This window comes from Trinickia acidisoli, assembly GCF_017315725.1.
Lineage (GTDB): Bacteria > Pseudomonadota > Gammaproteobacteria > Burkholderiales > Burkholderiaceae > Trinickia > Trinickia acidisoli.
This window is the reverse complement of sequence record NZ_JAFLRG010000002.1, coordinates 501,728-522,139: the sequence shown is the minus strand read 5'-3', so window position 1 is coordinate 522,139 and position 20,412 is coordinate 501,728. Positions and strand designations below refer to the sequence as shown.

General features: G+C 64.1%; 20 protein-coding genes. 14 read left to right on the top strand and 6 right to left on the bottom strand.

Annotated elements, in window-relative coordinates; translation table 11 throughout:
• The first annotated feature begins 167 nt into the window (after positions 1 to 167).
• From J3485_RS20900 to J3485_RS20890, 3 genes are all read left to right on the top strand, one after another.
• Entirely contained in the window at positions 168 to 1,100 is a 933-nt protein-coding gene (locus tag J3485_RS20900) for an urea transporter (RefSeq protein WP_309477065.1), read from the top strand.
• A gap of 11 nt (positions 1,101 to 1,111) precedes the next feature.
• Positions 1,112 to 1,888 (top strand): class II aldolase/adducin family protein, encoded by a 777-nt coding sequence (locus tag J3485_RS20895; RefSeq protein ID WP_206956234.1) that lies wholly within the window; start codon positions 1,112 to 1,114, stop codon positions 1,886 to 1,888.
• Between the two features lie 64 nt (positions 1,889 to 1,952).
• The gene (locus tag J3485_RS20890) at positions 1,953 to 2,150 is read left to right on the top strand and encodes a 4-oxalocrotonate tautomerase (protein ID WP_206956233.1); all 198 of its coding nucleotides are present in this window, start codon (positions 1,953 to 1,955) and stop codon (positions 2,148 to 2,150) included.
• Positions 2,151 to 2,186: 36 nt separating this feature from the next.
• Here the strand turns inward: J3485_RS20890 and J3485_RS20885 are convergent, their stop codons facing one another.
• The 3 genes from J3485_RS20885 to J3485_RS20875 all read right to left on the bottom strand — a co-directional run bounded on the left by J3485_RS20885 (position 2,187) and on the right by J3485_RS20875 (position 5,441).
• Positions 2,187 to 3,182: a hydroxymethylglutaryl-CoA lyase gene (locus tag J3485_RS20885; RefSeq protein ID WP_206956232.1), complete on the bottom strand. Its 996-nt coding sequence runs from the start codon at positions 3,180 to 3,182 to the stop codon at positions 2,187 to 2,189.
• Entirely contained in the window at positions 3,179 to 4,396 is a 1,218-nt protein-coding gene (locus tag J3485_RS20880; protein ID WP_206956231.1) for a CaiB/BaiF CoA transferase family protein, read from the bottom strand. The genes J3485_RS20885 and J3485_RS20880 overlap by 4 nt, the downstream gene beginning before the upstream one ends.
• A gap of 109 nt (positions 4,397 to 4,505) precedes the next feature.
• Entirely contained in the window at positions 4,506 to 5,441 is a 936-nt protein-coding gene (locus J3485_RS20875) for a LysR family transcriptional regulator (RefSeq protein ID WP_206956230.1), read from the bottom strand.
• A 105-nt stretch (positions 5,442 to 5,546) separates the two neighbouring features.
• On the opposite strand from J3485_RS20875, the gene J3485_RS20870 reads away from it, so the two are divergent.
• On the top strand, positions 5,547 to 6,635 hold the full coding sequence (locus J3485_RS20870) for a calcium:cation antiporter (protein ID WP_206956229.1): 1,089 nt from the start codon (positions 5,547 to 5,549) through the stop codon (positions 6,633 to 6,635).
• A gap of 48 nt (positions 6,636 to 6,683) precedes the next feature.
• Here the strand turns inward: J3485_RS20870 and J3485_RS20865 are convergent, their stop codons facing one another.
• Entirely contained in the window at positions 6,684 to 7,211 is a 528-nt protein-coding gene (locus J3485_RS20865) for an Lrp/AsnC family transcriptional regulator (RefSeq protein ID WP_206956228.1), read from the bottom strand.
• Positions 7,212 to 7,362: 151 nt separating this feature from the next.
• On the opposite strand from J3485_RS20865, the gene mdeB reads away from it, so the two are divergent.
• From mdeB to J3485_RS20820, 9 genes are all read left to right on the top strand, one after another.
• Positions 7,363 to 10,083, top strand: coding sequence for an alpha-ketoglutarate dehydrogenase (mdeB, locus tag J3485_RS20860; protein WP_206956227.1), 2,721 nt, complete (start codon positions 7,363 to 7,365; stop codon positions 10,081 to 10,083).
• Between the two features lie 111 nt (positions 10,084 to 10,194).
• Positions 10,195 to 10,329, top strand: coding sequence for a hypothetical protein (locus J3485_RS20855; protein WP_374192452.1), 135 nt, complete (start codon positions 10,195 to 10,197; stop codon positions 10,327 to 10,329).
• A 203-nt stretch (positions 10,330 to 10,532) separates the two neighbouring features.
• The gene (locus J3485_RS20850; protein ID WP_206956226.1) at positions 10,533 to 10,970 is read left to right on the top strand and encodes a copper chaperone PCu(A)C; all 438 of its coding nucleotides are present in this window, start codon (positions 10,533 to 10,535) and stop codon (positions 10,968 to 10,970) included.
• A gap of 120 nt (positions 10,971 to 11,090) precedes the next feature.
• Positions 11,091 to 12,227 (top strand): LacI family DNA-binding transcriptional regulator, encoded by a 1,137-nt coding sequence (locus J3485_RS20845; RefSeq protein ID WP_206956225.1) that lies wholly within the window; start codon positions 11,091 to 11,093, stop codon positions 12,225 to 12,227.
• Between the two features lie 172 nt (positions 12,228 to 12,399).
• Positions 12,400 to 13,431 (top strand): ABC transporter substrate-binding protein, encoded by a 1,032-nt coding sequence (locus tag J3485_RS20840; protein WP_206956224.1) that lies wholly within the window; start codon positions 12,400 to 12,402, stop codon positions 13,429 to 13,431.
• 76 nt (positions 13,432 to 13,507) lie between these two features.
• Complete coding sequence (locus J3485_RS20835; RefSeq protein WP_206956223.1) at positions 13,508 to 15,037, top strand: sugar ABC transporter ATP-binding protein; 1,530 nt, start codon at positions 13,508 to 13,510, stop codon at positions 15,035 to 15,037.
• A 29-nt stretch (positions 15,038 to 15,066) separates the two neighbouring features.
• Entirely contained in the window at positions 15,067 to 16,044 is a 978-nt protein-coding gene (locus tag J3485_RS20830) for an ABC transporter permease (RefSeq protein ID WP_206956222.1), read from the top strand.
• Positions 16,045 to 16,051: 7 nt separating this feature from the next.
• Entirely contained in the window at positions 16,052 to 17,137 is a 1,086-nt protein-coding gene (locus J3485_RS20825) for an ABC transporter permease (protein WP_242538874.1), read from the top strand.
• Positions 17,138 to 17,311: 174 nt separating this feature from the next.
• Entirely contained in the window at positions 17,312 to 17,488 is a 177-nt protein-coding gene (locus J3485_RS20820; RefSeq protein WP_206956221.1) for a hypothetical protein, read from the top strand.
• 69 nt (positions 17,489 to 17,557) lie between these two features.
• On the opposite strand, the gene J3485_RS20815 is transcribed toward J3485_RS20820, so the two are convergent.
• Both J3485_RS20815 and J3485_RS20810 read right to left on the bottom strand, forming a co-directional pair.
• Complete coding sequence (locus tag J3485_RS20815; RefSeq protein ID WP_206956220.1) at positions 17,558 to 18,478, bottom strand: hypothetical protein; 921 nt, start codon at positions 18,476 to 18,478, stop codon at positions 17,558 to 17,560.
• A 435-nt stretch (positions 18,479 to 18,913) separates the two neighbouring features.
• A complete protein-coding gene (locus J3485_RS20810) occupies positions 18,914 to 19,828 on the bottom strand; it encodes a LysR family transcriptional regulator (RefSeq protein ID WP_206956219.1) in 915 nt (304 codons plus the stop codon).
• Positions 19,829 to 19,964: 136 nt separating this feature from the next.
• Between J3485_RS20810 and J3485_RS20805 the strand changes: the two genes are divergently transcribed.
• Complete coding sequence (locus J3485_RS20805) at positions 19,965 to 20,369, top strand: carboxymuconolactone decarboxylase family protein (protein WP_206956218.1); 405 nt, start codon at positions 19,965 to 19,967, stop codon at positions 20,367 to 20,369.
• Positions 20,370 to 20,412: the final 43 nt, after the last annotated feature.

The following is a 20,412-nucleotide window of genomic DNA, read 5'->3' as shown; positions in this document are numbered from 1 at the left end:
GGACCACCCTGGCGCAAATAGCGACTATCAAAACCCACACATGGCGGGAGCGCCGCGCCTAGCCTATCCTCGCGGTTCAATTCAGAACCGCCGTGCCCGCTCGTTACGCAGCGTAGGTGGACGGCCCGCCTCCCGCTATGCAAGCTGCCCACGACAACGGACCCGCCGTGCTGCGAACCCTGCTTCGCTGCATGGGCCAAACGGTCCTGCAATGTAACGCGCTCACCGGCGCGTGCGTGCTGGCGGCACTCGCGCTATGCGACCTGCGGCTTGCCTGCGCCGCGATCATCGGCGCCTTAGCCGCTCACGTATGCGCCGTCATCGGCCATTACGATCCGATCGCGATGCGCGATGGCCTGCACGGCTTCAACGGTGTCCTTTGCGCGCTTGCCGCCGTCACGTTCGTCAATGACACCCGGATCGCACTCGCCGTCGCCCTGCTATCGGCCATCGCCGCCACGTGTCTAGCCGCGCCCTGGTCGCGCCTGCTTAGCACTCGCGGGCTCGCCGTCTATTCGAGCCCTTGCCTCGTCGTGACTTGGTGTTGGCTGCTTCTGCGCGCCGGCGCGCGCATGCCGGCAGACCACGCGTCAGCCAGCAATGCCTCAGCCAGCCTCGGGCCGCTCTACACGCAAGCCTTACGCATCCGCTTTCCGCTCGATGCCGCATTCGGCGTGGGCCATCTAGTTCGCCCACCGAGCCCGATCGGCAACGTCCTAGCTTCCGCTGCGCAAACCGTCTTTGCGTCGGGCGCCTGGCCGGGGTTGTTGATCGTCGTCGGGATCGCGCTGGCATCGCGTCGTGCAGCGCTACATACCCTCGCGGGCGCCGCCGTATCGAGCGCTGTCGCATGGACGTGCGGCGCCCCGCTCGGCGCACTTCATACGGGGATGGCCGGCTTCAACGGCGCGCTGGCCGCGCTCGCGCTGTGCGATCGAGGCCCCGTCGCGACGTTGGCTGCTGCTATGCTGTCGGCCTTGCTGTATCAGGCCGTTGCGCACATGGGATGGCCCGCGATGAGCGCACCGTTCGTCGTGGCCGCATGGTGCGTTCATGCATGCATGCGTGCATTCGACCGTCAACGGCCGTTCGCGCATTGAAGGGAAACGACATGTCATTCGCCCATACACCCGCCGGCCGCGTAGCCCAATCGGCCCCGCAATCCGACGCCGAGCGCCGCGTGCGCACGGACCTGGCCGCCGCATACCGCCTCGTCGCGATGAACGGCTGGGACGATCTCATCTACACCCATATTTCGGCGAGCGTGCCGAACGAGCCCGGCCACTTCCTGATCAATCCGTTCGGTCTCGCATTCGACGAAGTGAGCGCATCGAACCTCGTCAAGATCGACATCGAGGGCAATATCGTCGGCGCCAGCGATCATCCGATCAACGCAACGGGATTCGCCTTGCATGCGGCCGTTCATGCGGCCCGCGCCGACGCATTCTGCGTCATGCATCTGCACAACACGCCGGGTATTGCCGTGTCGGCGCAACCGCAGGGACTGCTGCCTGCATCGCAACATGCATTGCGCTTCCACGGCCAGATTTCGTATCACGATTATGAGGGGCTGGCGTTTTCGCCGCAGGAAGGCGCGCGCCTCGTGAACACATTAGCGGACAAGCCCGCCATGCTGTTGCGAAATCACGGCACGCTGACAATCGGACGGACGGTGGCCGAGGCTTACGTGTTGATGGCAACGCTGATCAAAGCTTGCGAAATTCAGATCCAGGCGCAGGCCGGCCAGGCGCCGCTCGTGCTGCCCGCCCTAGACGTTGCCGCGCGCGCGGCCGAGCAACTGCGCGACGGCGGCGCGATCGAAGGCGAGATCGAATGGCCCGCGCTGCTGCGCAAACTCGATCGTCTCGACCGTTCGTACCGCGACTGAAAGCCTAGTGCGACGTGCCTGCGTTGCATTACCTTGCCATTGATTTCAAACACGGAGATACCTGATGCCGACCTTCCATATCGAACTCTTCGAAGGCCGCACCGTCGAGCAGAAACGTCAGTTCGTCGAGGCGATCACGAAAACCACCTGCGAATCGCTCAATGTCGAGCCCAATTCCGTCGAGATCATCCTCGTCGACGTGAAGCGCGAGAACTGGGCAACCGGCGGGCGCCTATGGAGCGATCCCGCGCCGTCGAAGTAAGGTAAGCGACCCATCGATCGCGTCCCGCTCACTCAATCAATTGGGTGGGCGCGATGCGACATCGCGTTGCAAGGCACGTTCGCGGATCGCGTCGAAGTCGGCCGGCAACGGATGCAAGTCGAGCCGCCTGCCCGCTTTCACGATCTGGCTCGGCGTGTCGTGGCCGATCAACGCAGGCAAGCGCTTCGCCGCCTCGATGAGCGTGTAGAGATCGACGCCGGTGTCGTATCCCATCCATTCGAGCGCATGCACGATCTCCTCGCTGCACACGTTGCCGCTAGCTCCCGGGGCGTAGGGGCAGCCGCCGATCCCGCCGAGCGATGCGTCGAAACGATTCGCGCCGGCATCGATCGCGGCGAGCACATTGGCGAGGCCCATGCCGCGCGTATTGTGGAAATGCAACGTCAGCTCGGTGTGCGGCCAGCGCTCGATGAACGCCGCCGTGAGCCTCGCGACTTGCGGCGGATACGCCATCCCCGTGGTATCGCATAGCGTGACCCCGCGCGCGCCGGCTTCCTCGATGAAACGCCGAGCCCACTCGAGCACCGCGTCTTCGGCCACGTCGCCTTCCATCGGGCAACCGAACGCGCACGACAGCGAGATGTTGACCGGCAGCCCCGCATCGCGCGCAATGCCGGCAACCGTTTTGAGCGAGCCGAACGATTGGTCGCGTGTCATCCGCAGATTCGACAGGTTATGGCTCTCGCTCGCCGACATCACGAGATTCAACTCATCGGCGCGCGCATCGATCGCCCGTTCCGCGCCACGCACGTTAGGCACCAGCGCGGTGTAGACGACGCCTGGCTCGCGCTCGATCTCGCGCAGCACGATCTCGGCATCGCGCAATGCGGGAATCGCTTGCGGCGACACGAACGCCGTCACCTCGATCTTTGCGACGCCGGACTTCGACAGGGCATCGACGAGCGCAATCTTGTCGTGCGTTTCGACGAACGCGCATTCGGCCTGCAAGCCGTCGCGCGGCCCCACCTCTTGCAGATGGATGCGCCGGCGCGTTCCGTTCCAGATACTCATGCGATGGCTCCTTTGGCACGCAGTTCGGCGATGCGCGCGGCAGGCAGACCCATTTCGCGCAGCACTTCGTCGGTATCGTCGCCCAGCTTCGGCGCGGACGAACGTACCGTGCCGGGCGTGCTCATCAACTTCGGAACGATGCCGGGCACGTCCACTTCGTAGCCGTCGCGCGTGGACTGTCGCAGGATCATGTCGCGCGCGCGGTAATGCGGGTCTTCGGCGATGTCGCGTGCCGTATAGATCTTGCCCGCCGGCACACGCGCTTCGGTCAGGACGATGAGCACGTCTTCGACCGATCGGGGCGCACTCCACGCCTCGATCGCCGCATCGATTTCCGTCACGCGCGCAACGCGGCCCGCGTTATTGGCGAGTGCCGGATCGTCAGCCAGATCGCGCCGGCCGATCGCGAGCATCAGCCGCTTGAAGATGCTGTCGCCATTGCCGGCAATCAGGACATAGCCGTCGTTGCAGCGATAGGCATTGGACGGTGCAATGCCGGGCAACGCACTGCCCGCCGCCTCGCGCGCCACACCGAACGCACTGTATTCGGGGATCAAACTCTCCATGACGTTGAAGACCGCTTCGTGCAATGCGACATCGATCATCTGCCCATTGCCGCCATTCGCCGTGCGGTGATACAGCGCGGTGAGCACGCCGATGACACCGTGCAGCGCGGCCAGCGTATCGCCGATCGAAATACCGCAGCGCACGGGCACACGTCCCGGCTCGCCGGTCAGGTGCCGCAAGCCGCCCATTGCCTCGCCGATCGAACCGAAGCCCGGAAGGTCGCGATAGGGGCCGCTCTGGCCATAGCCGGAGATGCGCAACATGATGAGCCCGGGATTGAGCGCGGACAATTGCTCGTAGCCCATGCCCCAGCTTTCGAGCGTACCCGGACGGAAGTTTTCGATGAGGACGTCGGCTTCGGCGATCAATTTGCGGGCGATGTCCTGCCCTTCCGGGCTGCGCAAATCGAGCGCGACGGAGCGCTTGTTGCGCGACTGCACCTGCCACCAGACCGACGTGCCGTCTTTCATCAAACGCCAGTTGCGCAGCGGATCGCCGGCGCCGGGCGGCTCGATCTTGACGACGTCGGCGCCGAATTCGCCAAGCGTCTTGCCGGCGAACGGGCCGGCAATCAACTGACCCATTTCGATCACGCGAACGCCTTTGAGCGCCGCGGGCGTGCTCGGGAAAGCGGATTGACCACTCATGGCGAAGTCTCCTGTATTTGATGGAGACGATTCTCCGCGCGCGAGCGCCCCAATGGAATCCCAGAGTCGGCAAGCCTGCTTTCGCAATTCGCGAAAGCGCTCGGCGAACTCAGCCGACGCCCATACCCCCCCTAGCGCCCGCCGCGCCCGATGCAGGGCCGATCAGATGATTGACGAGCAACCGCGCGGGCTTGGGCAGCGCATGCAGATCACGCGCGCAGATCAGCAATTCGCGGCACGCCCACGCTTCGGATAACGCGATCTTGCGCAAGCCCATCGACCGCAGATGCGGACGCACGGCCGCATCCGGCAGCACGGCGATGCCGAGCCCGGCGGCAACCATCAGACACATGGCATCGAAGCTGCGAACCTGGATGCGCAGCTTCAGCCGCCCGCCCGCAAAGCTCGTCGCCGACTGCAACCGCCTCGCGAGCGATGTGTTGCGCGCGAGGCTCACGAAATCGAACTGCAGCGCTTCGTCGAACGCCACGGACTTGCGTCGCGCCAGCGGGTGCGCCGCGGGCGTGACCAGCACGAGTTGATCGCGCCGATACGGTGTGGTTTGCAGCCCCAGCGTCGGCATCTGGTCCGCCATGATCCCGAAATCTGCCTGCCCGTCGACCACGGCCAGCGCCACTTGTTCGCTGTCCTGCTCCTCGAGTTCGATGCGAATCTCGGGGTTCACGGCGGCGAACGACGCGATGTCGGCCGGCAGAAATTGCGTGACGGCCGAGGTATTCGCCCACAGTCGAACGACGCCCACGACGCCGGCCGCGTAGTCTGAAAGATCGGCCGTCATCAGATCGACGTCGTTCAAAATACGCTGAGCGTGCTCCTGCAACGCCTGGCCCGCGGCGGTCAACGTAATGCCGCGCGAGTGCCGCTCGAACAATGCCGTCCCCACCGCCGTTTCCAGATCCGCGATGCGCTTGCTCGCGGCGCCTACCGCGAGATGAGCGAGATGCGCGCCTTTGCTGATGCTTCCCGTGCGAGCCACGAGCGCAAACAGCGAAAGCGAGACGAGATCGAGACGGTGAAGGTTCATAGTCGAGTCCGGCGGTCATGGCGATGCGACGATGACGAACAGCATGTCCGTCATGGAGCGCCTGATAATATCCCGCTTGCGTCAGCAACGATCAAGGACCTCTTCATGTCGACCTCATCGCCGGCACTCCCGCGCTGGACGCTTTGGGCTCCGCTCGCCGCCTGGCTGATCCTCGCGGTATCGCTCGTCATTCCCGTGGCCGGCATCGCCATCGCGCTCATCGCTGCCGCGCTCGCCGGCAGCGTGTTCGCCGCGGTTCATCACGCCGAAGTCGTCGCGCATCGTGTCGGCGAACCGTTCGGCACGCTCGTGCTCGCCGTTGCCGTCACCGTGATCGAGGTCGCGTTGATCGTATCCGTGATGTTGTCCGCAGGCCCCGAGAAATCCGGCCTCGCGCGCGACACCGTATTCGCCGCGATCATGATCGTCTGCAACGGGATCGTGGGAATATGCCTGCTCGTCGGCGGCTGGAAACACGGCGAGCAGGACTTTCAGGGGCGCGGCGCCAGCAAGGCGCTCGCGGTGCTCGCATCGCTGTCGGTGCTGTCGCTCGTGATGCCCAATTACCTCAGCGCCATGCCGGGGCCGCAGTTGTCGACGTCGCAACTGGCCTTCGCGGGCGTGTCGTCGCTCGTGTTGTATGGCGTGTTCGTCTTCGTGCAGACCGTGCGGCACCGCGAACACTTCCTCTCGACGGGCGGCACCGACGACGCCTCGCATGCGCAGGCTCAACCCAGCGGACGAGTCGCGCTCACGAGCCTTGCATTTTTGTTCGTGAGCCTCGTGGCCGTCGTGCTGCTCGCCAAGCTGCTTTCGCCCGCGGTCGAGCGTGGCGTGCTCAGCATCGGCGCGCCGCCCGCCACGGTCGGCATCGTGATCGCGGCGCTCGTGCTGCTGCCCGAAGGACTCGCCGCCGTCGGCGCCGCACGCGCGAACCGTCTGCAGACGAGCATGAACCTCGCGCTCGGCTCCGCGCTCGCGAGCATCGGGCTCACCATTCCCACCGTCGCCGCCGTGTTCATCTGGACGGGCCGCCCGCTCGACTTGGGCATCGGCGGCATGGAAACGGTATTGCTGGCCCTCACGCTGCTCATCAGCACGCTAACGCTCAGCACGGGACGCACGACGGTACTGCAAGGCGCGGTACATCTATCGCTATTCGCCGCGTATTTGTTTCTGTCGATCACGCATTGAGGCGACGGGTCGGGTCGGGTCGGATCGCCTCGACGATATCGAGTAGCGCTACTCCCACTCGGCCCGGCTCTTTTCCGGATCGACGAGCGTGAGCCCCGCGGCCGGAAGCGGCAGCGCCGTCTTGTAGCGCACCTGCTTGAGCGCAAAACTCGAACGGATGTTCGAGACACCGGGAATCGTCGTGAGCCGCTCGATGATGAAACGCTCGAGCGCGCGCATGTCGGGCATGACGACGCGCAGCAAATAATCCGCATCGCCCGACATCAGATAGCACTCCATGACCTCGGGCTGCTCCGAGATCGCTTTCTCGAAGCGCTGCAGCGCGTCCTCGACTTGCTTCTCGAGACTCACCTGGATGAAGACGTTGATGCTGAGCCCAAGCGGCTCGGGGTCGAGCAACGTCACCCGCTGCTTGAACAGACCCAGTTTTTCCAGCGCCCGCACGCGATTGAAGCAAGGCGTCGACGAAAGGTTGACGGCGCGCGCCAATTCCGCGTTCGTGATCCCAGCGTCGTGCTGAAGCTGGTTCAGGATGCCGATGTCGATGCGGTCGAGCCGCCTGAGGTTTGCACTCATGGTCCCGATATTCCTTCAATTTGACGATACCCAGAATATTTACACTATATAACGAATAAATCCCAGCGAAATGAGACGCAAATTTTGCGAATTACTGGGTAGCATGACTCCCATTGATGCACGCTCCAGAGACGGGGCGCGGGAGATCGGCATGACGAATTTATCGAGCGGTATCGAAGAGACGAAGCGCGCCCACGATGCGTCGGCGGACGCCGACCCGGAAGAAACAGCCGAATGGCTCGACGCGCTCGACGGCGTCGTTGCACACGTCGGCAAGGCGCGCGCGCAATACTTGCTCGACCGTCTAGCCGATCATGCGCAGGCGGGCGGCCTCGCATCGGCGCGAACACGCGCCACGCCTTACTTCAATACGATCCCGCTCGACGAACAGCCGCGCTACCCCGGCGCTCTCGACGTCGAGGAACGACTGTCGGCCGCGCTGCGCTGGAATGCTTTGGCGATGGTCGTCCGCGCAAACCGTGCCTATGGCGAGTTGGGCGGTCATATCGCGAGCTACGCGTCGGCGTCCGACTTGTTCGAAGTCGGCTTCAACCACTTCTTTCGCGCGAGCTCGTCCGAAGGCGGCGAAGGCTCCGGCGGCGATCTCGTCTACTTCCAACCGCATTCGTCACCGGGTGTCTATGCGCGCGCGTATCTCGAAGGTTTTTTGACCGAAGACCACTTGCGGCACTACCGCCGCGAAATCGCCGGCTCAGGACTGTGCTCGTACCCGCACCCGTGGCTGATGCCCGACTTCTGGCAATTTCCGACCGGCTCGATGGGCATCGGCCCGATCAACGCGATCTACCAAGCGCGCTTCATGCGCTACTTGCAGCACCGCGGGCTCGCGCACACCGAAGGGCGCACCGTATGGGGCTTTTTCGGCGACGGCGAAATGGACGAGCCCGAATCGCTCGGCGCGTTGTCGCTCGCCGCACGCGAGCGGCTCGACAATCTCGTGTTCGTGATCAACTGCAATCTGCAGCGGCTCGACGGCCCCGTGCGCGGCAACGGCCGCGTGATCGACGAACTCGAAGCGCAATTCGCAGGCGCCGGATGGAACGTCATCAAAGTGCTGTGGGGCTCGGATTGGGATCCACTGTTCGCTCGCGATCACGCGGGCGCGCTCGCACGCGCATTCGCGGGCACCGTCGACGGTCAATTCCAGACGTTCTCGGCCAACGACGGCGCCTACAACCGCGCACGTTTCTTCAGTCAGAATCCCGCGCTGGCCACGCTGGCCGAGCAGCTCACCGACACCGAGATCGACCGGCTGCGCCGTGGCGGCCACGACGCGCGCAAGCTGCACGCCGCCTATGCACGCGCGCTCGCACACGAAGGTCAGCCCACCGTGATCCTCGCCAAAACGATGAAGGGCTTCGGCATGGGTGCCGCGGGCCAAGGCCGGATGACGACGCATCAACAGAAAAAGCTCGAAGTCGACGACTTGAAAGCGTTCCGCGACCGCTTCCGCCTGCCGCTGTCGGACGACGAAGTCGAGCATCTGACGTTCTACAAACCCGCGCAAGACAGCCCGGAAATGCAATATCTGCATGCACGCCGGGCTGCCCTCGGAGGCTATCTGCCCAGAAGGCGGAAAGCAGCGTCGAAGGGGCTGATCGTCCCTTCGGTGCAATCTTGGGGTGCATTCGCGCTCGATGCGAACGGCCGCGAAATGTCGACGACGATGGCGCTCGTGCGTATGCTCACGGCGTTGCTGAAGGACGGCGAGATCGGCTCGCGCGTCGTACCGATCGTCGCCGACGAAGCGCGCACGTTCGGCATGGCCAATATGTTCCGGCAAGTCGGGATCTACTCTCCGCTCGGGCAACGCTATGAGCCGGAAGATCTCGGCTCGATGCTCTATTACCGCGAAGACACGCGCGGACAGATCCTCGAGGAAGGGATCTCGGAGGCAGGTGCGATCTCGTCGTGGATCGCCGCGGCGACGGCATACAGCGTGCACGATCTGCCGATGCTGCCGTTCTATATCTACTACTCGATGTTCGGTTTCCAGCGTATCGGCGATCTGATCTGGGCCGCCGCCGATCAGCGCTCGCGCGGCTTCCTCGTCGGCGCCACGTCGGGCCGCACGACGCTCGGCGGCGAAGGTCTGCAGCATCAAGACGGCAGTAGCCATCTGGCAGCCTCCACGATTCCGAACTGCCGCGCATACGATCCGGCGTTCGCTTATGAGGTTGCGACGATCGTCGATGCAGGGATGCGCGAAATGGTCGAAGCGCAGCACGACGTGTTCTATTACGTCACCGTCACGAACGAGAACTACGCACAGCCGTCCTTGCCCGACGGCGACCCGCACGCATTGCGCGAAGGCATTCTCAAGGGAATGTACCGGCTGACGCCGGCCTCGCCTGACGCGGCATGCGTGCAATTGCTCGGCGCGGGCGCGATCCTCGGCGAAACGATCGCTGCGCAAAAGATGCTGAAGGAAGACTGGGGCATCGACGCCGCCGTCTGGAGCGTGACGAGCTTTACCGAACTGCAGCGCGACGGCATGGCGGCCGAGCGGCAATCGCGGCTCGGCGAAGACGGCGCGACGCCGTATGTCATGACTGCGCTCGGCGCGTCGCGTGGGCCCATCGTCGCGGCAACCGATTACGTGCGCGCGGTGCCGGAATTGATCCGCGCATACGTGCCGCGCCGCTATGTGACGCTCGGCACCGACGGCTTCGGTCGCAGCGATACGAGGCAAGCGTTGCGCGCGTTCTTCGAAGTCGATCGCGGCAGCATCGCGATTGCCGCGTTGAAAGCGCTGACGGACGAAGGCGCGATCGATCCCGGCATCGTGCGTGCCGCACGCGAACGCTATGGGAAAACGATGCAGTCGAGCGCCGCCCCATGGCAATGTTGATCGAATCCTGACCGCGGGGCTTCGCGTCACAGCGGCTGACGGCCGATAGCGCGCTGGCAGAGCCGTCCCGTCGGATGATAGACTGCGGCGCACATCGATCCGCGCACGCCCATGGCCCTCCGATCCCGCAAACACCTGACCGCATGGCTTGGCATCATTGCCATGTGGCTCATCGTGCTCGCGCCGCTCGTGAGCCAATTGATCGTAGCGGCGCATCGGGACGACTCGACGGGCGCCCCGTCCTGACCACCGTGATTCGTTGATTTGCTGCCGACTCGGCGCGGCCATCGAGGGCACGCGCCGCGCGCTCGTTCAACGATTTCAAAAATCCCATGCCGTACTTCGCATCGCGAGGGCCGCGCGCTCGTAGGCGCCGCCACGCGCGATTGCAATCTCATACGCAATCAATCTTTGGCATCACGTCAACCGGAGCACTCATGAAACCTTCGATGAAAACGTCTCTCCTCTCGCTCGCGCTCTGCCTCTGCGCCGCACCTGCACTCGCCGCGCCCGCATCCGTCATGGTGTCCGACTGTTGGATACGCGCGCTGCCGGGCGACTTACCGTCCGCCGGCTATTTCAACGTGATGAACATGAGCGATAAGCCGATCGGCCTCGTCGGCGTCGAGACCGACGCTTTCGGCATGGCCATGCTGCATCAAACCCAGAGCAACGGCAGCACAACGACGATGGTCATGGTCGACAAAGCCCCCGTGCCCGCGAACGGCACGCTTCACTTCGCGCCCGGCGGCTATCACCTGATGCTTGAAAAACCGAAGCATCCGCTCGAGGTCGGTTCGTCGATCGCACTCACCTTCTCGTTCGACGACGGCAAGAAAGTGACGAGCGAATGCGCGGTGAAGAGCGCGAGCGCGATGGGGAAGTAACCACCGGCATCGCTCGTAGGTGCATAGGTGCATCCCTACTACCGTCAATTGCAGGTCATTAATATTAGTGATACCGTGACCTCCATTCTGCGCGTATGGAATGCGCCTACTCGGCAATCGATGAAAAAATCCACCCAGCGTCGGCCGACCATGACCGACATCGCCAAGGCAACCGGCGTATCGCAGTCGACCGTCTCCCTTGTCCTGAACGGCGCCGTCGGCGCCAAGTTCTCCGAAGGCACGCGCAAGAAGGTGCTGAAAGCGGCGCAGGAACTCGGATACCAGTTGCCGACCCGCGCCACTACGCCCGCCGCGCCGGGCGAGCGCAATCTGATCGTCTACGTCGCCGATGAAATCGCCACGAGCCCGCACCCCGTCGTCAACATCGATGGGGCGCGCGACGCCGCCTGGAACAACGGCTGCCTGCTCGCCGTGTACTCGACTCACGGCAATGCCGACATCGAGCAGCGCGTGTTGCGCGAAACGCTGTCGAATCCGAGCGTGCTCGGCGTGATCTACGCGACGGTCTATACCCGCAAGGTCACCATTCCCGCCGCCTTGCTGAAAGTGCCGACGGTGCTGCTCAATTGCTATGCGACCGAACACACGCTGTCGTCGGTGGTACCGGCCGAAGTCACGGGCGGCTACACCGCAACCGAATGCTTGACCGCGACCGGCCATCGCCGCATCGGCTTCATCAACGGCGAAACCTGGCAGGACGCGGCGAAAGACCGCCTCAAGGGCTACCGCCAAGCGCTCGCGACGGCCGATCTCCCGTTCGACGAAAACCTCGTGCGCGACGGCGACTGGAGCTCCGGCAAGGGCTATGAACTGACGCTGTCGCTGATGCGCGAACCGAACCCGCCCACCGCGATTTTCTGCGCGAACGACCTGACCGCGATCGGGGCGATCGAGGCGCTCAAGCAACTCGGCTTGCGTGTGCCCGAGGACGTCTCGGTGATCGGCTACGACGACCAGGAAATCGCACGACACACGCATCCGCCGCTGACCACGGTCGTATTGCCGAACTACGAACTCGGCCGCTGGGCAGTCGAAACGCTGTTGCAGGAAGAAGAAAACCGCAGCGCCGGCGCCCCTTTCAAGCGCCGCACCATCAAGCTCGACGGCCCGCTGATCGAGCGTGCGTCGGTCGCGGCGGCGTGCGCGAGCCTCAACCTCGATGCAAGCGCCACTGACAACCCCGGTTCGAGGGATCGGATTGCAGGGGATACCCTTATTAATATTCTTAATGAATAGCAAGTAATATTACTTGCCAATGAGTCGGTAGAGCGGAAATTCAGGAATTGGCGTTATGCAAGTGCGGAATCGAGCTCGTCCAACGCTGACGTGAAGCCATGCTGCGCTGGACGATGCGGTCGACAACAACGAAGTCGGGGGCCCGCCTGGGTCAACAACACCGGAGACAAGCATGTCTAGAGCAACGCTGCAGCATCGCCTCGCCGCGCTGACCTTGTGCGTCGTAGGCGCATGGTCGATCGGCGCATGGGCGCAGGACAACGGCGCACAGAAAGTGCAGAACGCATCGACGCAAACGTGCACGAACCCGAAGCCCGGCAACCTGAAGCTGAGCGGCATGGTCGTCGGCTTCTCGCAATCGGAAAACGAACAAAACCCGTTTCGCGCCACCGAGACAGCATCCGTGCGCGCAGCGGCGAAGGCTGCCGGCGTCAAGCGCCTGCTCTACACGAACGCCAACGATAACCAAGCCAAGCAAGTGGCCGACATCGAAAGCATGATCAATCAAGGCGCTCAAGCGCTGATCGTCGCGCCCAACGATTCGACCGGCTTGCAGCCCGCGTTCGCTCAGGCCAAGGCAAAAGGCATCCCCGTCGTGACGATCGATCGGCAGACGGCCGGCACGGTGTGCGAAGACTTCATCACGTTCCTCGGCTCCGATTTCTATGCGCAAGGCAAGCGTGCCGCGCAGGCGCTTGCGGATGCAACGGGCGGCAAAGCCGTGATCGCCGAAATTCAAGGCGGCTACGGCAATACCGTGGAAAGCCAGCGCACGGACGGCTTTGCCGAGGTGCTGAAGAACTACCCGAACATGAAGCTCGCCGCCGCACAAACGGCGAATTGGTCGACGACGGAAGCGCAGAAGGTCATGGAGCAGATCCTGCTCTCGCACCCCGACGTCAGCGCCGTCTACACGCATGCCGACGTCATGACGCTCGGCGCGATCACCGCACTGCGCCAGGCCGGCAAACTCAAGGGCGTGACGATCGTATCGATCGACGGTACCAAGGACGTCGTGCGCGACATCTCGGGTGGCATCGTCACCGCCGACGTCGAAACCAACCCGCGTTTCGGCCCGCTCGCATTCCAGTCGCTGGCCGATTGGTTCGCGGGCAAGCCGGTGGCGCAGAAGCAGATCATGCACGACGCGCTCTACGACAAAGCGAACGCGAAGAAATCGCTCGATAAGGGCGCGGTGTACTAATGTGGTGTGGGTATGGGGTGCGCGATCGCTTGCGCACCTCGTCCCACACGGGTTCCTTTACGACGCAGGCCGATGCATGAACGATTCGATGCGGGCAGTCGTGCTTGAAACACGCAACGCGAGCAAGACGTTCGGCGTGGTGCGCGCGTTGCGCGACGTATCGCTGGCGCTGCGCGCGGGTGAAGTACACGGCCTCGTCGGCGAGAACGGCGCCGGCAAATCCACGCTCATCAAGATTCTCACGGGCTTCTATCAGCCCGACGACGGCGCCGTCGTGCTCGACGGCACACCCGTCTCGCTCGATTCGCCGAGAACCGCGCAGCAACGCGGCGTGTGCGCCGTGTATCAGGAAATCAATCTGATTCCCGATCGCAGCGTGGCCGAGAACATCTTCATCGGCCATGAGCCGAAACGCTTAGGTGTCCTAATCGATCGTCGCAAGATGAATGCGATGGCGAATGAGATCGTGCGCCGCTATGGGCTCACGGTCGACCCCACGGCGAAGCTCGGTTCGCTGGGGCTCGGCGAGCAACAGATGGTGTCGATCGCGCGCGGTGTGGCCCTCGGCGCGCGCGTGCTGATTCTCGACGAGCCGACCTCGGCGCTGTCGGGCACGGAAGTCGACGTGCTGTTCCGCGTCGTCGACCAATTGAAAACCGACGGCATCGCGCTACTGTTCGTCAGTCATCGGCTATCCGAATGCTATCGGCTGTGCGACCGCTTCACGGTCATGCGCGACGGCGCAGTCGTGAAGACCGGCACGCCGGCCGAAGTGCCGCGCGATGCATTGATCGCCGCCATGCTCGGACGCGCAGGCCACAGCGGCGGCGGGCGTGGCGGCGCACGCGAGACAAGCGCTGCCGATGATGCAAAGCCCGCGCTGCAAGTCGATGGTTTGCGCTGGAGCACGCGCGTGCGCCATGTCTCGTTGCGCGTCGCGCCGAAAGAAATCGTGGGGCTCGCGGGCCTGCTCGGCTCGGGGCGCACCGAAACCTTCAAGGCCGTGTTCGGCGCGCAAAGGGCCGACGCCGGCGACGTGCGCCTGAAAGGCCACGCGCTCGGCAACACGGCACCGGCACGCTCGATCCGCAGCGGGCTGGCGTTCCTGTCCGAGGATCGGCGCTCCGAAGGCATCTTTCCTCGCTTGTCCGTGCGCGAGAACATCATCGCGTCGGTGTTGCCGCAAATCTCGCGCTTCGGTTTCATCTCTTACCGCAAGCAAGAAGCGCTAGTCAAACAGTACATCGAGCAACTCGGCATCAAAACCGCAGGCCCCGGCGCGCCGATCTCGACGCTATCGGGCGGCAATCAGCAAAAGGCGCTGATCGCGCGCTGCCTGTCGACGCAACCGACCGTCCTGCTGCTCGACGATCCGACGCGCGGTATCGACGTTGGCGCGAAAGAGGAGGTGCATCGCGTGATACGAGGCTTCGCCGACGATGGGCTCGCGATCGTCGTGACATCGTCGGAAATGGAAGAGTTGCTCGAACTGACCGATCGGCTCGTCGTGCTCAACGAAGGCATCAGCATCGGCGAGATCGCCACGCGCGATGCCAGCGCCGACGACGTGCTCGCCATCCTCGCGACCAACGCGCCGCCGCCCTAAACCTGCACATCCGCACTAACGAGGACAGCTTGAGTCTTTCGAATTCCACGGCCCCCGCTACGCAAGCGGGCCGCCTGTCGAGTCGCGCGATCTTGCGCTGGGCCCGCGACAACAGCGTCTACGTCGCGCTCGCCTTGCTCGTGCTGCTGAATTTGGCGGTCACGCCAGGCTTTTCGAATCCGCTTGCCGCGCGCAGCCTGCTGTTCGAAGCGGCGCCCGTCGTTTTGATCGCGCTCGGCCAGAACCTCGCGATCGCGACGCGCGGCATCGATTTGTCGGTCGGCTCGGTGATGGCGCTCTCGAGCGCCGCGATCGCCGTATTCCTCGACTACGGTACCGGCACCGCGATCTTTGCGGGCATCGCGATCGGCCTGCTCTGCGGCTTCTTCAACGGCGCGCTGGTGTCGATCGTGCGGATCGATCCGCTCATCTCGGGGCTGGCGCTGCTCGTCGCCGCGCGCGGCCTCGCCCAAGCGCTGCTCGGCGGCTCGCGCGTGAACCTGCCGCCCTCGGATGCCTTCGATCTGCTCGGCACGAGCGCGATCGGCCCCATCCCCGTCGTGATGCTCATCGGCATCGCGCTGGCGCTTTTGATTTCGCTCATCGTACGGCGCACGACCCTCGGGCGTTACGCGATCCTGATCGGCGCAAGCCGCGGCGCTGCGTTCCTGGCCGGCATCCCGGTGCGCCGCACGCTCTTCATGGTCTATGCGGCAAGCGGTGCGCTGGCGGGCCTCGCGGGCGTGCTCGCTTCGTCGCGGCTCGGCGCGTCGGATCCGAACTATGTCGGCGTGAACTTCGAGCTCGATTCGATCGCCGCCTCGGTGATCGGCGGCACGCCGTTGTCGGGTGGGCGGATCTCGATCGTCGGTACTGTTTTCGGCGTACTGCTGCTGGAGGTGCTCGACGCGAGCTTCATCATGAACAACATCAGCTTTACCTATGCACAGATTCTGAAAGCGGTGTTCATCGTCGTAGCGCTCTATCTGCAACGCCAGGGAGGCTGACGCGAGCATGGATACCGGTATCGACTCGGCAAACATGAAGGTGGACACGAATACGAGCGGCAATCGCGCCAACCCCCATTCCGGTGCTACGCAGAGCACGTCGACCACGCACGCGGCCGCGGGCGCCGCGCCGCTGCGGGATCGCAAAGAGCGCCGCAATCGCGTCGTGCGCTTGATTCAGGCGCGCGGCGCAATCGGCATCTTGGTCGTCGTCAGCTTGATCGCGGGCGCGATCTTCCCTGACTTCCTGCATCCCGCCAATTTGGCGGACATCGTATCGGCGAGCGCGTTCCTAGGCCTAATCGCGATCGGACAAAGCCTGGTCATCATCCTGGGCGGCTTCGACCTGTCGGTCGGCTCGCTCGTCGGGCTCGGCACGGTGATCGCAGCCTATGCGGAGCCTTACGGCTGGGTAGCGGCGCTGATGGCACCGATCTTGGCGGGCCTATGTGTCGGCCTCGTCAACGGCGTGCTGATCGCGCGCGCTCGAATGGCGCCGTTCATCGTCACCCTGGCCGCGCTGCTCGGCCTCAAGGGTCTTGCGCTGGTGCTAGCGAACCAAGATCTATTGATCGCCAATCCGGGCTTCTTCGCCCATATCGCCAACGGATCGATCTTCGGCATCAGCAACCTGATCTCGATCTTGGTGGTTGCCTACGCCATCGGCGCGCTCGTGCTGAACCGTACGTCATACGGTGCGGCCGTCTTCGCGATAGGCGGCAACGAAGAAGCGGCGCGGATGCTCGGCGTGCGCGTCGAACGCGTGAAGATCGCCACCTACGGCGTGAGCGGCGCGCTCGCCGGCTTGGCCGGCGCTCTGCTCGCCTCGCACCTCGATTCAGGGCTCGCGGGCGCGGGCGCCGGCTACGAACTGCAATCGATCGCCGCGGCCGTGATCGGCGGCGTGCTGCTCACGGGCGGCGTCGGCACGATGGCCGGGCCGCTGGCCGGCGTCATTCTGCTCGGCGTGATCGAGAACGTCATCAATCAAGTCGGGACGCTCAGCCCTTACTATCAGAACCTCGCGAGCGGCGCGTTCCTCTTGGTTGCGGTGATCGCGCAAACGCTGCTGACGAGCTCACGCAAGCAATGAGCGATAGGCAATCAGCATCGCGGCGCTTTGTGTCCACATTTCCGTCACGAGATTGCGGACGTTGATGGACCTATGGCTTGCAGTTGCGCTCTTTGCCGGGCTCGCCGACATGGCATTGACGTTCGGTGCGGGGCGCGCTACAGCGCGGGCTGGTATGCGGCGCGTAGCGCATCGATGCTGTCGGCCAGTGCCCTGCTCGGCACGCGCATGTACGAAACGAGCCGTACCTACTCGAAGCTCGATACCGACGACCTGGCCAAAAATGCGACGTTCTCCGCCTCGTCTTGTCCGGTCGGTTTGACCTCCCTGTGCCACGACCTAGCGGCCGCTGCTACACAAGCTCAGCAGTAGGCGGCGCAGCCAGTCGTACCGCGTGTTGAATCAAGCGCTTGGGCGAGCAATCGAAACGCCCTTCCGGAATCAAAGGCTTTCGGATCGCGGGTTGGGTTCCGGGGCTTCTTTGGAGTCCCGTGTCACGGAATTCGTCGTTTCCCGCACGATCGTTTTTGCGTCCGCCAGCAGGCTGCCTACTCCGCGCCCGCCAAACGTGGCGGCAACGCCCACAGCCCGCACTTCCGTCACTACCGATTTCCATGGATCGCTGGACTGCAGGCCGTCTTGTACGCGGTCAGCGAAGCCGTCCTCGAGCACCGGCTCCGGAATCGGGTGATTTCTCGGAGACATTTGCGCCAACGTCTCCTCGGCCTGGTCGAGACGTTGCCAAGTTTGCGATCGAAATCCCGCGGCAAATTCCTCCGACCACTCGTGGTACTCGGCCGCGCGCTCGATATTGAAGGACGTATGCGTCTCGACCTGCTCGCGATTCTTGCCGAACCGGCTGTCTTCCGCGAACACGGCGTGGCCTTCCGACCAAGGATCCATGACGACGGGCACAGCGTCTTGGTCAGGCCCGCTCACCTCGGCCCATGCGTGGCTCCCGCAAGAAACCATGCGGACTTCCTCCTGCGATGAACGGCTGGACTCTATGGCCAGCTTCCCATAGGACAGGGCAGCGACGCTGGCGTAGTTGTCGCAGACGCCTGCATCGAAGACCTTTGCAGCCATCGCAAGCGTCGCATAGACGCTGGCCGTGGGGTCGGGTCCATGTTGGAAGCCCATTTCCCGGAGTTCGAGTTCCAAGAACTGCGCAGCAACGGCGCGCACTTCGCTCTCCGACTGAGCACTGCGATTGTCGGCATCGACATTACCTCGTCCGTGCGCAAGCGTTTTGCGAGCGCCGTTGACGGCTCGGTCCGCCAACGCGAGGCGGTCGAAATCATCGTGTGTCGCCCGGCCACCGCCTGCTTTGTGAGCCAATATGTAGCGCGCGAGCGGCAGCATCGAGCGCGGCATCGGCCGGCTTCGCTCAATTGCGCTGCGCAGCGCCTCTTCGACGGCGACATCGCGCTGCGGCGCGCGGGCAAGGCTGCTGAGCAGGGCGTCGCGCATCGGCGCCTTGGTCGGACGCGGTGATGCGGGTCCATCGGTTGCGGCGCCACGCGATGCGTTGTTCGTATCGCTGGCCAAGTACAAATCGTCGGGGGAGCGGGTTGTGGCGCGTGCACGCATGATGGCGGGTTCGAGAGGGTCATCCTAGATAAAGGGACAACCTAGGGGCAGGCAGGATGTCACCGCAGCCTTCCACTATGCCGCAGTAAGCAAGGCGCTGCGGCTGCGTCCGTAATGTGAATGCTGATGCAGCGCCTTGCGCTCCGTGAGCGAAGCGGCGAAATCGTGGGTACGACGACGAAAGTCGAAAGGGATTCGATTCCCCCCTTATGACTGCGCACGCTTGCGCAACGCGCCTCGATCTCCAAACCGTTTAACGATGAAGTCCACGAACGTGCCGATCTTCGCGGGCGGCCTTCGGTCCGCGGCGGTCAGCAGGTGCATCGGCCGCGCGGCGGGCGCGTAGTCGGGCAACACCTGAACGAGCCGGCCCGCGCGCAGATCGTCCTCGAGCAGGATCTCGGGCTGCATGACGATGCCGAGCCCACTCAACGCCGCCATCCGCAATGCCTCGCCGTTGTTCGCGGTTAGCGCAAGCGACACCGGCACGACCACTTCCCCTTCCGGACCATGCAGGCGCCAACGGCGGCCCGCCGCGGGATGCGCGAAGCCGAGGCACTGATGCTGTGAAAGATCCGCAGGCACGGACGGCACGCCGTGCCGATCGAGGTAGCTGGGCGCCGCGCATATCACGGAACGATAAGGACGCAGCCGTCGCGCAATCAACGAAGAATCGGGCAATTCGCCGATACGCACCGCCACGTCGAAGCCTTCGTCGACGAGATCGAGCACGCGATCGCTAACGACCAGATCGATGTCGACGTCGGGGTGAGCCGCGCGATAGTCGACGCAAACAGGCGCCAACGCGTGAACGCCGAACGACACGGGCGACAACACGCGCAAACGCCCCCGCGCCGCCCCGTGCAATTCGGCGCCGAGTGCTTCGGCGTCACGCACGTCCGCGAGAATGCGCCTGCATCGCTCGTAATAATGCGAACCCAACTCGGTCAGACTCTGACGGCGCGTCGTGCGATTGAGCAGACGGCCGCCGAGCATCGCTTCGAGCGCCCTGACGTGATGGCCGACCATCGTCCCGGTCAGCCGAAATTCCTCCGCCGCGGCCGCGAAACTGCCGCGTTCCACGACCCGCACGAATATCGTCATGCTTTCCAATCGGTCCAATTGCGAAGCATCCTTTGGTTATGTTCGAAGCGAAGCGGTCTTTCTCCGTGCCGCCCGCGCGGCAACAATGTCGTCGAGCATGCGATTTCGACTTCGACTTCGCACGACATGGCGAACCCACTACAGGAGAAACATCATGCTATCGCAACCGACCCTTCGCGAACGCGGCACGGCTTTGCTCGAGCAATTGCACGGCACGGGCGCCGCGCAGGCGCTGAAGGACGATATGGCAGGACTCTGCCCGGATTTCGTCGACATGTCGATCGAATGGGCGCTGGGCGGGGTCATGGCACGCCCAGGGCTCGATCTCGTCACGCGCGAGCTGGTCGTGATTGCATCGTGTGTGACGTTGGGCCATCCCGTCACGCAGTTGCGCGCGCACGTGCATGCCGCGTTGGCAGCGGGCGCGACGCGCGAGCAAGTGATCGAATCGATTCTGCAGTTGATGTTCTATGCCGGAGGCGCGTCGGTCCGCAATGCGCTCGTGCACTGCAAGGACATGCTGGCCGCGCCGATCGAGGAAGGAAGCATCGCGCAATAGAAGAGAGATGGGCGCGTCGCGCCGGTCATTGCAACTCGCCTGC